General features: G+C 72.5%; 12 protein-coding genes. 5 read left to right on the top strand and 7 right to left on the bottom strand.

Annotation, left to right across the window (positions count from 1 at the left end):
• Positions 1–144: 144 nt before the first annotated feature.
• Genes ACFWAR_RS26540 through ACFWAR_RS26555 form a run of 4 tightly spaced genes read right to left on the bottom strand, consistent with a single transcriptional unit; the run spans position 145 to position 6,428 of the window.
• Entirely contained in the window at positions 145–3,171 is a 3,027-nt protein-coding gene (locus tag ACFWAR_RS26540) for an alpha-mannosidase (protein ID WP_385781923.1), read from the bottom strand.
• Between the two features lie 58 nt (positions 3,172–3,229).
• A complete protein-coding gene (locus ACFWAR_RS26545) occupies positions 3,230–4,132 on the bottom strand; it encodes a carbohydrate ABC transporter permease (protein ID WP_385781926.1) in 903 nt (300 codons plus the stop codon).
• Positions 4,129–5,109 (bottom strand): carbohydrate ABC transporter permease, encoded by a 981-nt coding sequence (locus tag ACFWAR_RS26550; RefSeq protein ID WP_385781930.1) that lies wholly within the window; start codon positions 5,107–5,109, stop codon positions 4,129–4,131. Before ACFWAR_RS26550 ends, ACFWAR_RS26545 begins: the two co-directional genes overlap by 4 nt.
• The gene (locus ACFWAR_RS26555; protein WP_385781933.1) at positions 5,106–6,428 is read right to left on the bottom strand and encodes an ABC transporter substrate-binding protein; all 1,323 of its coding nucleotides are present in this window, start codon (positions 6,426–6,428) and stop codon (positions 5,106–5,108) included. Before ACFWAR_RS26555 ends, ACFWAR_RS26550 begins: the two co-directional genes overlap by 4 nt.
• Before the next feature lie 483 nt (positions 6,429–6,911).
• Between ACFWAR_RS26555 and ACFWAR_RS26560 the strand changes: the two genes are divergently transcribed.
• A complete protein-coding gene (locus ACFWAR_RS26560) occupies positions 6,912–7,382 on the top strand; it encodes a universal stress protein (RefSeq protein WP_385781935.1) in 471 nt (156 codons plus the stop codon).
• 39 nt (positions 7,383–7,421) lie between these two features.
• Here the strand turns inward: ACFWAR_RS26560 and ACFWAR_RS26565 are convergent, their stop codons facing one another.
• From ACFWAR_RS26565 to ACFWAR_RS26575, 3 genes are read right to left on the bottom strand one after another with little or no spacing between them, the layout of a single operon-like run.
• On the bottom strand, positions 7,422–8,342 hold the full coding sequence (locus ACFWAR_RS26565) for a serine/threonine dehydratase (protein WP_385781939.1): 921 nt from the start codon (positions 8,340–8,342) through the stop codon (positions 7,422–7,424).
• Between the two features lie 47 nt (positions 8,343–8,389).
• The gene (locus ACFWAR_RS26570) at positions 8,390–9,037 is read right to left on the bottom strand and encodes a TetR/AcrR family transcriptional regulator (RefSeq protein WP_385781942.1); all 648 of its coding nucleotides are present in this window, start codon (positions 9,035–9,037) and stop codon (positions 8,390–8,392) included.
• Between the two features lie 46 nt (positions 9,038–9,083).
• A complete protein-coding gene (locus ACFWAR_RS26575; protein ID WP_385781945.1) occupies positions 9,084–9,971 on the bottom strand; it encodes a LysR family transcriptional regulator in 888 nt (295 codons plus the stop codon).
• Between the two features lie 79 nt (positions 9,972–10,050).
• On the opposite strand from ACFWAR_RS26575, the gene ACFWAR_RS26580 reads away from it, so the two are divergent.
• The 4 genes from ACFWAR_RS26580 to ACFWAR_RS26595 all read left to right on the top strand — a co-directional run bounded on the left by ACFWAR_RS26580 (position 10,051) and on the right by ACFWAR_RS26595 (position 14,399).
• Positions 10,051–10,986: an EamA family transporter gene (locus ACFWAR_RS26580; RefSeq protein ID WP_385781947.1), complete on the top strand. Its 936-nt coding sequence runs from the start codon at positions 10,051–10,053 to the stop codon at positions 10,984–10,986.
• 96 nt (positions 10,987–11,082) lie between these two features.
• Positions 11,083–12,789, top strand: coding sequence for a ricin-type beta-trefoil lectin domain protein (locus tag ACFWAR_RS26585; RefSeq protein WP_385781950.1), 1,707 nt, complete (start codon positions 11,083–11,085; stop codon positions 12,787–12,789).
• A 265-nt stretch (positions 12,790–13,054) separates the two neighbouring features.
• Positions 13,055–13,375: a hypothetical protein gene (locus tag ACFWAR_RS26590; protein ID WP_385781952.1), complete on the top strand. Its 321-nt coding sequence runs from the start codon at positions 13,055–13,057 to the stop codon at positions 13,373–13,375.
• On the top strand, positions 13,368–14,399 hold the full coding sequence (locus ACFWAR_RS26595; protein WP_385781955.1) for a polyprenyl synthetase family protein: 1,032 nt from the start codon (positions 13,368–13,370) through the stop codon (positions 14,397–14,399). Before ACFWAR_RS26590 ends, ACFWAR_RS26595 begins: the two co-directional genes overlap by 8 nt.
• The last annotated feature ends 33 nt before the right edge of the window (positions 14,400–14,432 follow it).

Consider the following 14,432-nt stretch of genomic DNA (forward strand, 5'->3'; position numbering starts at 1 on the left):
GGTGGTGGGCCGGGTTTTTTGTGTATCACCCCCCCCCGGGGGCACGCGGGGGTGAGGGGCCGCCCCGGGGGCCCACACACCCCCCCCGGCGCCCCCCCCCGCCCCGGGGGGGGCCGCCGGGGGCCGGGGCCGACGAGCGCGGGGTCAGGCCCGGCGCAGGCGGACGGTGAGGATCTGGAACGGGCGCAGCGCGAGGGCGACCGCTCCGTCCGGCCCCGGCCCGGTGACCGCCTCGGACCCGGGCAGCGGGCGCTCCAGCAGATCGCTCTCGACCGCGGCCGAGACCGCGAAGCCCGGGGTCAAGGTGGCCCGCGCGCGCCCGCCGCGGGACTCGTAGAGGCGGACGATCACGTCGCCGCCGCGGTCCTCGGCCAGCTTGACCGCCTCGACGACCACCGCGTCGTCGTCCACCACGACCAGCGGGGCCACCGGGGCGGCGCCCCTGACCGTGCGCTCGGGCAGGTTCAGCCAGTGCCCCTCGCGCACCGCGTCGCCGACCGCCGCGCCCGGGGCGAGGGAGAAGCGCAGCGTGTGCTCGCCCTGGTCGGTCTCCGGGTCGGGGTAGCGCGGTGCGCGCAGCAGGGAGAGCCGGACCGTGGTGGTCTGGCCGCCGTCCGCGCGCACGTCACGGGTCACGTCGTGGCCGTAGGTGGAGTCGTTGAGGACCGCGACGCCCCAGCCGGGCTCCTCCGCGTGGATCCAGCGGTGGGCGCAGATCTCGAACTTCGCCGCTTCCCAGGAGGTGTTGGTGTGGGTGGCCCGGTACACGTGCCCGAACTGGGTCTCGGAGGCGGTGCGTTCGGCCTTCACGTCCAGCGGGAAGGCGACCTTGAGGAACTTCTCGCTCTCGTGCCAGTCCACCTCGGTGACGATGTCGACGGTCTTGGCACCGGCCCGCAGGGTCAGGGACTGGACCGCCTTCGAGGCGCCGAACGAGCGCACGACCCGGACCGTCACCGCCTGCGGCGTGTCCTCGCACCGTCGCATCGAGTCCAGGTCGACGAGGTCGGTGACGTTGTTGCGGTAGAAGGCGTCGATGTCCCAGGCGTCCCACATGTTGGGGAAGTCGGGGTGGATCTGGAGCAGGTTCGCCGCCCCGCCCGGCGCCAGCGACTCGCGGCCCGCCTCGATGTCGTAGGCCGAGACGATCAGCCCCCGGGCGTCGACGACGACCCGCAACCGCCCGTTGTCGAGGACGTGGCCGCCGCCCTCCCGGTCGCGCGCGCTCACCGGATCGGGCGCGGCGACGGCCGGCGCGGCGCCACCGGCCGGAACGCCGCCCCGGGCGTGCGGGGCGCAGTTGAAGACCAGCTCGGCGCTCCCCTCGCCGGCCAGGGCGCGCTGGGCCGCCCCGGTGATCGCCTCCAGTTCCGCCCGTACCTTCGCGTAGGTCGCGCGGGCCTCTCGGTGCACCCAGGCGATGGAGGAACCGGGCAGGATGTCGTGGAACTGGTGGAGCAGCACGACCTTCCAGATCCGCTCCAGGTCCGCGTGCGGGTAGTCGTACGCGGGGACCCGGACGGCGGCGGTGGCCGCCCACAACTCCGCCTCGCGCAGCAGGGATTCGCTGCGCCGGTTGCCCTGCTTGGTCTTGGCCTGCGAGGTGTAGGTGCCCCGGTGCAGTTCCAGGTACAGCTCGCCGGCCCAGACGGGCGCGTCCGCGTACTCGGCGTGCGCCTTCTCGAAGAAGGCGTCGGGGCGCTCGATCTCCACCCGGGGCGAGCCCTCCAGATCGCGCTGGCGCCGGGCGCGGGCGAGCTGTTCGCGGGTGGGACCGCCGCCGCCGTCGCCCCAGCCGAAGGGCGCCAGGGAGCGGGAACCGCGGCCCTTCTCCTGGTAGTTGCGGGCGGCGTGGGCCAGCTGCTCCCCGCCCAGGTCGCTGTTGTAGGTGTCGACGGGCGGGAAGTGCGTGAAGACGCGGGTGCCGTCGATGCCCTCCCACCAGAAGGTGTGGTGGGGGAACTTGTTCACCTGGGACCAGGAGATCTTCTGGGTCAGGAACCACGTCGAGCCGGAGAGCTTGACGATCTGCGGCATGGCCGCGGTGTAGCCGAAGGAGTCGGGCAGCCAGACGTTCCGGGTCTCGATGCCGAACTCGTCCAGGAAGAACTTCTTACCGTAGAGGAACTGCCGCGCCATGGCCTCGCCGCCCACCATGTTGGTGTCGGACTCCACCCACATGCCGCCGACGGGAACGAACTGACCGTCCGCGATCTTCTTCTTGATCCGCTCGAAGAGTTCGGGCCGGTAGGTCTTGATCCAGTCGAGTTGCTGGGCCTGCGACATCGCGAAGAGGAACTCGGGGTGCTCGTCCATCAGGCCGAGCATGTTGGAGGCGGTGCGGGAGACCTTGCGGACGGTCTCGCGCAGCGGCCACAGCCACGCCGAGTCGATGTGCGCGTGCCCGATCGCGCTGATGCGGTGCGCCGAGGCGTGCGCGGGGGCGGCGAGGACCCCGGCGAGCCGGGCGCGGGCGGCGGCCGCGGAGCCGGGGACGTCGGCGAGGTCGACCGCGTCCAGGGCGGAGTCGATGGCGCGCAGGATCCCGTACCGGCGGGCGTCCCCCGGGGACAGCTGCACCATCAGGTCGTAGAGGACCTCCAGGTCCTGTACGAGGTCCCAGACCTCGGTCTCGAAGACAGTGAGGTCCATCCGGGCGAGCCGGTACAGGGGCTGGTCGCCGCTGGTCTGCCGGTCGCCCTCGTAGGTGACGGCGTGGTCCACCAGGACGGGGTTGGAGGCGGCCTCGACGTACCACTCGACGCGCTCGCCGCCCTCGGCGCGGTCGGCGACGCGGACCCAGTCGTTGTAGGGGTTGAGCGCCTTGACCTCGGCGCCGTCCGCCGTGTGGACCAGGCCCTCGCACTGGAAGCCGGGCATCATCCGGTCGAAGCCGAGGTCGAGCACGGCCTCGACGGTGCGTCCGGCCCACTCGGCCGGGACGGTGCCGGTGAGCCGGAACCAGGTGGTGCCCCAGGCCGGGCCCCACACGTCGCCCACCGCGCAGGGCCCGTACGGCGCGGCCAGTCCCTCGGCGGCCGGGACGGGTTCGCCGGGGGCCTCCCAGCGCTCCACGGTCAGCGGGACGGCGAGGGTGTGGACGGCGGGCTTGATGCGCTCCTTGAGGACACGGCGGAGGCGGTGTTCGGTGATGCTGCGGTCATCGTGCACGACGGCTGCTCCAGGAGGGGGGTGGCGGGTACGGAGGGGCGCGGCGCCGGGGCGCCGCTCAGGTCTTGACGGCTCCCTCGCCGACGCCCTTGAAGAAGAAGCGCTGGAGGGCGAAGAAGAGCAGCATCATCGGGATGAGCGCGGCCATCGCACCGGCGGCGATGATCCGCTGGTCGTTGACGGTGGTGGCGCCGGCCAGGGACTTCAGGCCGAGTTGGAGGGTGTAGTGGTCGCTGTTGGTGAGGACCAGCAGGGGCCACAGGAAGTCGTCCCAGGCACCCATGAAGCTGGTGATGCAGACGACGGCGAGCGCGCCCTTGGCGGCGGGGAGGAAGACCCGGGTGAAGCGGGTCCATTCGTTGGCGCCGTCCAGGACGGCGGCCTCCTCGACCTCCTTGGGCACGGCGAGGAAGGACGCCCGCATGATCATGATGTTCAGGACGGAGACCGCGCCGGGCAGCCAGACCCCGACGAGGGTGTCCACCAGACCCATCTCGCGGACCGTGAGGAACATCGAGATCATCACGGACTCGAAGGGGAACATCAAGGTCGCCACGAGCACCGTGAAGACGGCCTTGCGGCCCTTCCAGCCGGGCCGGGAGAGGGCGTAGCCGCCCATCGCCGCGAAGAGCATGTTCGAGGTGATCGCGAGGACCGCGACGGTGAGGGTGTTGCCGACGTACTGCAGCAGCGGGAAGGAGTCCGCGACCCGGACGTAGTTGTCGAGCGTGGGCCGCGAGGGCAGGACGCCGTCGTAGACGTTCTCGGTGCGGCCGCGGATCGAGGTGAGGAACTGCCAGACGATCGGCCCGAGCATGACGACGAGCATCAGGACCAGCGTCAGGTAGCGGGCGCTCAGACCGAGCAGGTGGCGGGTCCGGTCGCGGCCGACGCGCTTGACGACCTTGACGGCCTTGGCGCCCTTGACGCGTGCGGCGGGCCCGGCCGGGGCGGCGCTCAACTCTCGTCTCCCTTCGAAAGACGGCGGCCCAGCAGGCTGAAGACCAGCGTCAGGAGGAACAACAGGATGGAGATGGCGGCCGCGTAGCCGGTCTCGCCGGAGAAGCCGAGGCCCACCTGCCGGATGAGGAAGGGCAGGGTGCGGGCGCCGCCGCCGGGACCGCCGCTCTCGCCGCCGAGGATGTAGATCTCGGTGAAGACGCGCAGCGCGGAGATCGCGGAGAGCGTGCCGACCAGCAGCATCATGGGCTTCACCTGGGGGACGGTGATGCTGAAGAACCGCCGGACCGGCCCCGCGCCGTCGATCGCGGCCGCCTCGTAGAGGGAGGTGGAGACGTTCCCCAGGGCCGCGAGGTAGAAGACCATGTAGTAGCCGAGCCCCTTCCACACGGTCACGATCATCGCGGAGACCAGCAGCATGGTGCTGTCGGTCAGGAACGGGATCGGCCCGGACACCACGCCGATCTCCTGGAAGACCGTGTTGACCAGGCCGTCGCTGCGCAGCACCCACTGCCAGATCAGGCCGACGACCACGGCCGAGGCGATCACCGGGGTGTAGAAGGCCGACCGGAAGAAGCCGATGCCGGGGATCTTCGTCCGTACCAGGACGGCGAGGGCGAGCGGCAGGAACACGAGGCAGGGGACGACGACCACGAGGTACAGCACGCTGTTGCCCGTGGCGACCCAGAAGTCGGGATCGGCGAAGGCCCGGGCGTAGTTGTCGAAGCCGACGAAGGAGCCGCCGCGCAGGATCTGGGCGTCCGTGAAGGAGAGGATCACGGTGTTGACGAAGGGCCAGAGGCTGAACAGCACGACCATGACCAGGCCGGGGGCGAGGAAGAGGTACGGGGTCCACCACGCGCGGTGCGTCGGGCCCGGGTCGCCGCCGGCGTCCGATGCCGCCCTGCGCGGGCGCCGCGCCGACTCCCGGGTCCGTGTCGTCCGGGTGGTCCCCGGCGCCCGTGTCGTCGCCGTCATTTGCGTGCCGTCTTGGCCAGCAGCGCGTTGGCTTCCTCCTGCGCCTTCTTCACCGCGGTACGGGCGTCCTGCTCCCCGTTGATCGCCTTCTGCACCTCGCGGACCACCGCGTCGCCGACCTGGTTGGTCCACTGGACGGGGGTGTTGGCGTCGAGCTGGGCGGTCTTCAGGGATTCGGCGCCGATCGCGCGGGCCGTCGTCTCGGCGTCCGTGCCGTCGCCCCGGTCCGCGAAGTACGGGTCGGCGAGTCCCTTGGCGTTGGACGGGTAGATGGTGGCGTTCTTCGAGAAGGCGACCTGGTTGGGCCCGTTGGTGACCCACTTGGCGAACTCGGTCGCGGCGTCGAGGTGCTTGGTGTCCTTCTTGATGCCGAGGGACTGGGCGTAGATGCCGATGTGGCCGAGGGTGCCGGTCACCGTCCCGGCGACCTGGGTGTGCGCGTAGACCTGCGGGGAGTTCTGCTTGACGTCCTTGATGAAGCCCGGGGAGCCGGGGCCGAACACCAACTTGCCCGCGCCGTAGAGCTGGTTGATGTCGTCCGACTTCAGCAGGGACTCCTTGGGCATGGCCCCCTTGGCGTACAGGTCCTTCATCCGTTCCACCCAGGCGACCGCCTTGTCGGTGTCGAAGACGAAGGCGTCCTGCTTCTCGCTCAGGATCGGGACGCCCATCTTCTGCCAGTCCCCGGGCAGTCGGCCCTTGGGGTCGGCCATGAAGGCGGAGTACTGGCCGCCCGAGGTCGCGGCTATCTTCTCCGCGTAGTCGAAGAACTGCTCGACGGTCGTGGGTGGCTTGGCCGGATCGAGTCCGGCCTTGACGAAGAGGTCCTTGTTGTAGGTGAGGATCTCGGGCGTCACGTACCACGGGTAGGCGAACACGCCGTCGCCCTTGCCCGGGAGTTTGAACTGGTTCCAGGCGCCCGGCACGTAGTCCTCGGCCACCTCGCCGTCGAGCTTCGCCACGTCGGCGAGCATCCCGCGGTCGCCGAGGAGCTGGAAGGAGTCGGTGGACAGGTTCACCACGTCCGGGAGGGCCCCTGCCTGGGCGTCCGCGACGAGCTTCTCGTTGTACCCGTCGCCCGGGACGTCCTCCCACTTGACCTTGACGTCCGGGTACTTCTTCTCGAAGGCGTCGATGACGCCCTGCACGTACCCCGTGAACTTCGGCTTCAACTGGAGGGTCCGGAAGGTGATCTCACCGGCCACCTTGCCCGTCCTCTCCGCCTCCTTCACGTCCGCCCCGCCGCTCAGGCCGCACCCCGAGAGGGCGCCGGCCAGAGCCACGGCAATGGCCATACGGGTCAGGTTCGAACGGGTCATCGTCGCCGCCTTCGGGGAGTCCCGGCCTCGCTGCCGGTGAGCGATGCCCACGGTCGTCCGAAATCAAGATCGCGTCAATGTGCCCAAGGTCCCGACGGCCGGATGTCCGTACGTCCCGAATCGCTACGCGGCACTTCCATAGCGCGCCCAAGCCTCTCAATCAATACCACCCTGACCTGCACTGATGCGCTTTAGTTCACAGGCATGGGAAAGTGGTATCGATTCGATAACGAAGCTGTCGCGAGGTCAGCCCGCAGCCCCTTTCGGACAGTTCCGGAGCGCCGCACTAATGCGCTTTACCAACGGGCCGACAAAACCGCTTTACCTCACTCCACGACCTGGGCGTGGGCCGGTCCCGCGTCGGAGCGGTCGAGGAACCGGCCCCGGTGCCGCGGCTCCGGGCGACGACGTTGCCGCCGCGCGAACAGAAGGGGTAATAGGGTGCCAAGAGGGACCATCGGCACCAAACGTGAGGAAGTCATCGTGGTGGAGCAGACCGAGCCCGTGATCGTCGTGGGCGTGGACGGTTCGAACCATTCCAAGGAGGCCCTGCGCTGGGCGGCCGGCCAGGCGGCGGCCGTGGGCGGGCGGGTGCTGGCCGTCATGAGCTGGGACTGGAGCCGCAATCCCTTCGACTTCGGCCCCGGCGGGGCCGACGGCTCGGGGAACGCGGAGGCCGAGCTGATCGGGGCGGAGGAGAAGGCCCGGCAGAAGCTCAAGGAGACGATCGCCGACGCGCTCGGCGCCGACTCCGGGGTGGCGATCCGTCAGCGCGTGGTCCGGGGCGCACCGGCCCAGGTGTTGGTGGACGCCTCGAAGGACGCCTCGCTGACCGTCGTCGGCACCCGGGGCTACGGCGGGTTCAAGGGCGCGCTGCTGGGCTCGGTCAGCCAGCAGGTGGTGCAGTACGCGGCGAGCACCGTCGTGGTCGTGCGCGACAACGGCGACGGCTGAGGGCCGCCGCCGCCGTCCCGTCCGGGCGGGCGGGTGCCGTCAGAGGTCGCCGGGGTCGGTGTTCGCCCCGCACAGGACGACGGCGACCCGCTCGCCCGGCGGGTCCGGCAGGACGCGCAGCGCCGCGAGCGCGGTCGCCGCGCCCGCTTCGACCACGATCCGGTGCTCCTCCCACAGGGCCCGGCGGGCGGCGGTGATCCCCGCGTCGGGGACCAGGACGGAGGTGACGTCCGGGTGCCGGGCCGCGGCCAGGGCGTCCGCGGAGGCGCGCGTGGCGCCCAGTGAGTCGGCGGCCACCGACTCCACGGGCACGTCCACCAGGTGACCCGCCGTCAGGGCCGCGTTCAGGGCGCGGGAGTTCTCCGGTTCGGCCGCGACCACCCGTACGCCGTGCTCGCGCGCGGCGGTGGCGACCCCGGCGAAGAGCCCGCCGCCGCCGACCGCGACGACCACCGCGTCCAACCCCGGCAGGGCGGCCCTGATCTCGTCGAGCAGGGTGCCCGCGCCCGCCGCGATGAGCGGGTGGTCGTAGGCGTGGCTGCTCAGCGCGCCGGTGGCCGCGGCGAACTCCTGGCAGGCGGCCAGCGCTTCGGCGTACCGGTCGCCGACGAGCCGGACCTCGGCCCCGTAACCGCGCAGCCGCTCGACCTTGACGCGCGGGGCCGTCTCCGGGAGGAAGACGGTGGCCCGTACGCCCTGGGCGCGGGCCGCCCAGGCGCAGGCCAGGCCGGCGTTGCCGCCGGAGGCTATGGTCACGCCGGACTCCGGCAGGGTGCCCGCGGCGCCGTGGGCGGCGAGGAAGTTGCGGGCGCCGCGCGCCTTGAAGGAGCCGGTGTGCTGGAGGTGTTCCAGGGCGAACCAGAGCCCTTCGGCCGCGGGGACGACGGCGGCGGGGCGCACGGCCCCGGCGATCCGGTCCGCGGCGGCCCGGACGGCGGCGTAGTCGAGCTGCGTTTCCATGCGGGTGGCGCTCCGTTCGGGGTGGTGTTCCTGGCGGGCCCGGACGCCTACGGGCGGCGGGTGGGGTCCGCCGCGTCGATCAGCTGGCGCAGGGCGCCGTAGTACACCTCGTGGTCGGTGAGGGGGGGCAGTACGTCGGCCACCGCGCCGCTGAGCGCGGGGAAGCGGGCCGGGTCGAGGGCGGCCAGCGCGGCCCGGGAGGCCTGGGTCGCCCCGACCGGGTCGCGGTGGTCGACGAAGGCGGCGCTGCCCAGGGTCAGCAGGTACATCCGGCGGTAGCAGGTCATCGCTTCGGCGGCGGTCATACCGGCCGCGATGCTGTCGGCGATGGCCGGTTCGACCAGTCGGGCCAGCAGCTGCCGGCCGAGCCAGGGGCGGCCGCCGCGCAGCACGAGCAACCCCGGATGGGCGGTGAGCAGTTGGTAGAAGCGGGTGAAGCGCAGCTCCGCGGCCTCGGCCCAGCCGGTGCCCTCCGGCACCTGCGGCAGCTGGCCCGCGAGGTGTTCGGTGCACAGGTCGAGCAGACCCGCGAGGTCGTTGCAGCGGCGCTGGACCGTGGCGTGCGAGACGCCGAGCCGGTCACCGAGGGCACGGAAGCTCAGGGCCGCGGGCCCCTCGTCGTCGAGGATCCGCAGCGCGGCCACGGCGATGGCATCGGGGGTGGCGCGGTCCAGGGCCATCGATCGTCTCGGCATGAGATACACCGTAACATACGACGTATCGAGACGGGGTGCGCGGCGTCTACCGCGCGCCGGGCCCGGTCGGTACGCCGATGAGGTCGAGGAAGGCGGTCGCCGCGGGGGTGCGCCCGGAGCGGCTCCAGACGAGGTACTCGACGCGGGTCGGCGCGTCCGTGACCGGGACGGAGGCGACGCCGGCCAGCTGGGAGACGTAGCCGGCGGGGAGCAGGGCGACGCCCAGGCCCTGGCCGACCAGGCGGGCCAGGAAGTCCGCGTTGGTGACCTCGAAGGCGACGTCGCGGCCGAGCCCGGCGGCGGCGAACGCCTGGTCGGACTGGAGGCGTCCGGCCGTCCCGGCCGGGAGGTCGACGAAGACCTCGCGGGAGAGCCGGCGCAGGTCGAGCGCGGACTCCCGGGCGAGGGGGTGGTCCGGGGCGACCACCGCGACCAGCCGGTCCCGGGCCAGTTCGAAGGCCGCGACGCCCGCGGGCCGCGCGGTGGTCGCCAGCCCGAGGAAGGCCACGTCGAGGGCGCCCCCTTCGACCTGCTCGCCGAGTTCCTCGCTCGCTCCCACCCGCAGGCTGATGCGCACGTGCGGGTACTGCCGGTGGAAGGTGCGCAGGGCGCTCGGGACGTCGACTGCGGCGACGCTGGGGATCAGCCCCACGGCGAGGCGTCCGCGCACCTCGCCGACCGCCGCGGCGACCTCGGCGACCGCGCGCTCGGCCGCCTCCAGGCACTGCCGCGCGGCGGGGAGGAACGCCGCTCCGGCCGGCGTCAGCCGTACCCGGCGGCTGGTGCGTTCGAAGAGCCGCGCCCCCAGCTCCTTCTCCAGCCGTGCGATCTGGTGGCTGAGGGCCGACTGGACGACCAGGCAGCGCTCGGCGGCCCGGGTGAAGCTGTTGGTCTCGGCGACGGCGACGACGTAGCGCATCTGCTGGAGCTCCATCGATCCATCTTCTCTCACGATCGATGCGGTGACGAACATGTGTTGGACTCATGGATCACCACCGGACGAGACTGCCGGCATGACCAGTCCAGCAAGCCGGAGCGGCCGCGCCGCGGGCGTCGGCGGAGCTCCCCGCGGGCAGCTGCCGCGCGCCGCCCTGACCGCGCTCACCCCCGTCGCGTGGGGCACGACCTACCTCGTCACCACCGAGCTCCTCCCCCCGGAACACCCCCTGTTCGCGGGGCTCCTGCGCGCACTGCCCGGCGGCCTGATCGCGCTGGCGCTCACCCGGACGCCGCCGCGCGCGCGGTGGTGGGGCAGGGCCGCGGCGCTCGGCGTGCTGAACATCGGCGTCCCCTTCCCGCTGCTCTTCCTCGCGGCCGCACGCCTTCCGGGAGGCGTGGCCGCCACGGCGGCGGCGGCCCAGCCGCTCCTCGTCGCCCTGCTGGCCGTGGCGGTGCTGCGCGAGGCGCTGTCCCCGCGGCGCCTGGGCTGGGGGCTGGTGGGCACGGTCGGCGTCGGCCTGGTGGTGATCGGGCCGGGCGCGGCGTTCGACGCCGTCGGGATCCTGGCCGCCCTCGGCAGCGCCGGGTCCGTGGCGCTCGGCATCACGCTCACCAAGCGGTGGGGGCGCCCTCCCGGGGTCGGGGCCACCGCCCTCGCCGGCTGGCAGCTCACCGCGGGAGGGCTGTTCCTGCTGCCGCTCACATTCCTGCTGGAGGGGGCGCCCCCGGCCATCGGCCCGGCCGCCGCCCTCGGCTACCTGTGGCTGGGCCTGGCCTGCGGGATCGTCTCCTACGTCGTGTGGCTGCGCGGCATCGCCGCCCTGCCCGTCACCTCGGTCGCCGTCCTCGTCCTGCTCTCACCGCTGGTCGCCGCGCTGCTCGGCGCCGTCGTGCTGGGGCAGACCTTCGGTCCGGTCCAACTCCTCGGCTTCGGGCTCGCGCTCGCCTCGATCGTGGCGGGGCAACTACCGGCCCCCGCCCGCCGCTACACCCATATTGCTGGTAATTGATCCGTACACATCGACATATGTTGACACTGGGTAGTCGTCCCGCTGCACTGGGCGCACGACAGTCCCTGTCGGTACTCCCCACGTCAAGGAGTCCCCGTGCCGCCTCGCCTGCGTGCGTCGCTCCCCTGTCTCATCGCGGCCGCCCTGCTCGCGCTCCCGCTCGCGTCCGCTCCCGCCGCGGCCGAGCCCACCGCGACCTGGGACACCCCGCTCGCGCTCACTCCGCCCATGGGGTGGAACAACTGGGCGCACTACATGTGCGCCATCGACGAACGGACCGTCGTCGCCAACGCCGACGCCCTCGTCAGGACCGGACTGGCCGCCAAGGGCTACGACACGGTCACCGTCGACGACTGCTGGATGACCAAGGCCCGGGACGAGAACGGCGACCTGGTCACCGACCGGGCCAAGTTCCCGCACGGCATGGCCTGGCTCGGCGAGTACCTGCACGGCAAGGGACTCAAGTTCGGCATCTACGAGGACGCCGGGTACCTCACCTGCGAGCGCTACCCCGGCAGCGGCACGCCCAACGGCGGCGGCCGGGACCACTTCGCGCGGGACGCCGAGCTGTTCGCGTCCTGGAAGGTCGACTACGTGAAGATGGACGGCTGCAACCTCTACGTGCCGCCCGGCACGACGAAGGAGCAGGCCTACCGCGACGCGTACGGGGCGGCCGCCCGCGCCCTGAAGGCCAGCGGCCGTGCCATGGTGCTCTCCGCCTCCGCCCCGGCCTACTTCCAGAAGGGCGAGTGGGGCAGCGCCGACTGGCACAAGGTGCTCGGCTGGGTCGGCGAGAGCGGGCAGCTGTGGCGCGAGGGCAAGGACATCCAGGTCTACAAGCCCGCCGCGCCGACCGCCTCGCGCTGGGCCTCGGTCCTCGGCAACTACGGCTACAACCGTTGGCTGGACCGCTACGCGAGCCCCGGCAACTGGAACGACCCGGACTTCCTGCTCGCCGGGGCGCCCGGCCTGACCGACGCGGAGGGGCGCAGCCAGGTGGCCCTGTGGGCCATGATGGCGGCGCCGTTCATCCTCTCCTCGGACGTGTCGCAGCTGACGCGGGGCGGGCTCGACGCCCTCGGCAACGAGCGGCTGATCGAGCTGGACCAGGACCCGATGGGTCGTCAGGGCGCCGTCGTGGCCTCCAGCGGCGCGTACGACGTCCTGGTGCGGCCGCTGGAGAACGGCGACCGCGCCGTCGCCGTGCTCAACCGCTCGGGCGGTGCGCGGGAGGTGTCGCTGCCGCTCGCCGACCTCGGGCTCGCCGACCGCGGGCTCGCCCGCTGCACGGTGTCCGCGCACGACCTGTGGTCGGGCGCGCGGGAGGACGTGGTGCACAGCCTGGCCGCCACGGTCGACGCGCACGACACGGCCGTGTGGCGGCTCACCCCGGGTGCCGGGTGCGCCGATCCCGTGCCCACCGGGCAGATCACCGGCGACGGCGCGCGGTGCCTGGACGGGATGAACACGGTGGGCACGGACGCGGTCGTCCTGTCCGCCTGCACCGGCGCCGACGACCAGCGCTGGGTACTGCGCCAGGACGCGACCGTGCGGCTCGGGGGCAAGTGCCTGACCGCGACGAGCGCCGACGGGCCGGTGACGCTGGCCGCCTGCCCGGCCGGGGACACCGGGACGACGGCGCGCAACAGCCGGCACTGGATGGCGCAGGGCGACGGCTCGCTGGTCGAGAGCGGCACCGGCAAGTGCCTCCAGGCACCGGGCGCGGCCGACGCCACCGGGCAGCTGCGGCTGGCCGACTGCGGTGACCACCGGATCGACCAGACCTGGGCATTGCCGGTCTGACCCGGGCATTGCCGGTCCGACCCCGGCACACCTGCGTCATTTGCCTACACCACCACCACTGCGGTGATCACGTCATACGGTGATCATCACCCTCCCGTGGGAATCTCGGAACACGTGCGGGGGAGAGGGCCGCATCCGGTTGGCCCCGTGGGCGGCCGTACGGGTTCACTGGCCGGGAAGCCAGCAGGGGCGGTCGTCGGAGACATCCGGCGGCCGCCCCTTGTGACGCCCGTGCATCCCATCCCGCCACAGGAGTGAACGCATCATGTCCGAGACCGAGCAGGAGCGGACGGCGCCGACGGATCCGGCCGCCGACGGGGGCCGGGGGGCCGCGTCGGCCCTGGAACTGTTGACCTTCCTCGCCGCCGGAGTCGCCGACCTGGCACTCGACCAGTTACGCCAGTCCAGCGAGCGGGCCCAGGACGTGATGCGCCGCTCCGATCTGCGCGAGCTGCTCACCGACGGCGTCGTCGAGCTGCGCAAGCGCGGCGAACTGGCCACCCAGCGCGCGACCGTGGGCTCCGAGAACTACCTGGAGACCATGGCCCGCCGGGCCGCCGAGCGGGCCGGTCATCCGCGTGCATGACCAGAGCGGCTTCAAGGTGCGCATCGACGAGGTCCTCGTCCGGCTCGCCGACGAGGAGGAGGCCGCCCTCCTCGGGCTGCACGTCGAACTCTCGCCGCTCTCGGAGCAGTTGCGCCGTTCCTTGGCCCGGGGCAAGCGGATCCGGGCCGCGTTCCTGTACTGGGGGTGGCGGGCGGCGGGCCAGCCCGACTGCGAAGGCGTGATCCGGGCCGCGGCGGCGATGGAGCTGGTGCACGCGGCGGCCTGCACCCACGACGACATCATCGACGACAGCAGGATGCGGCACGGCCAACTCACCGCGCACGCCGCCTTCGCCGCGTCCGGACAGCGCTCCACCGCCCTCGCGATGATCCTCGGCGATCTCCTGATGGGGTACGCGGGGCACGTCTTCACCTCGTGCGGACTCCCCGGCGCCTACCTCGCCCGCACCGGACCGCTCTGGTCGGCCCTGCTGCGCGAGACGATGGCGGGCGAGTTCCTGGAGGTCCTGCGCACCGACGCGCCGACCCGCCCGCTCCAGGTCGCCGAATCCCTGGAGGTGGCCCGGTACAAGACGGCCAAGTACACGGTGGAGCGGCCGCTGCACCTGGGCGCCACGCTCGCCGGTGGATCACGGGCCCTGCTGGACGCCTTCTCGGCCTACGGGCTCCCCCTCGGCGAGGCGTTCCAGCTGCGCGACGACCTGCTCGGCACCTTCGGCGACCCGGCCGAGACCGGCAAGTCGAACCTGGACGACCTCCGGGACGGCAAACCGACCGCGCTGCTCGCCCTGACCGCGGCGGCCGCCTGCGAGGACGACCGCAGACTGCTCGCCAAACTCGTCGGCAATCCCGCACTCGGCGAGGAAGAGGCCGCGAGCGTGCGGGAGTTGATGGAGCGCTGCGGCGCCCGGCAGCAGGTCGAGTCGATGATCGCCGGACGCATCGCCCGGGCCGCGGGCGCGTTGGACGCCGTACCGATGCCCGCCGAGGCCCGCTCCGCGCTGCGCGGACTGGCCGATGCGGCGGCGCTCCGGACGATCTGACCCCGGCCCCGCGGGTCCGGCGTCCCGCGCGCG

This window comes from Streptomyces sp. NPDC059917, assembly GCF_042730635.1.
Taxonomy (GTDB): Bacteria; Actinomycetota; Actinomycetes; order Streptomycetales; family Streptomycetaceae; genus Streptomyces.

What these genes read in the sequence shown, in the direction of transcription:
- ACFWAR_RS26580 (WP_385781947.1), top strand. Translation starts at nt 10,051, where the DNA reads ATGACCAGTCCAGCAAGCCGGAGCGGCCGCGCCGCGGGCGTCGGCGGA.
- ACFWAR_RS26590 (WP_385781952.1), top strand. Translation starts at nt 13,055, where the DNA reads ATGTCCGAGACCGAGCAGGAGCGGACGGCGCCGACGGATCCGGCCGCC.
- ACFWAR_RS26550 (WP_385781930.1), bottom strand. Translation starts at nt 5,109, where the DNA reads ATGACGGCGACGACACGGGCGCCGGGGACCACCCGGACGACACGGACC.
- ACFWAR_RS26575 (WP_385781945.1), bottom strand. Translation starts at nt 9,971, where the DNA reads ATGGAGCTCCAGCAGATGCGCTACGTCGTCGCCGTCGCCGAGACCAAC.
- ACFWAR_RS26570 (WP_385781942.1), bottom strand. Translation starts at nt 9,037, where the DNA reads ATGCCGAGACGATCGATGGCCCTGGACCGCGCCACCCCCGATGCCATC.
- ACFWAR_RS26555 (WP_385781933.1), bottom strand. Translation starts at nt 6,428, where the DNA reads ATGACCCGTTCGAACCTGACCCGTATGGCCATTGCCGTGGCTCTGGCC.
- ACFWAR_RS26565 (WP_385781939.1), bottom strand. Translation starts at nt 8,342, where the DNA reads ATGGAAACGCAGCTCGACTACGCCGCCGTCCGGGCCGCCGCGGACCGG.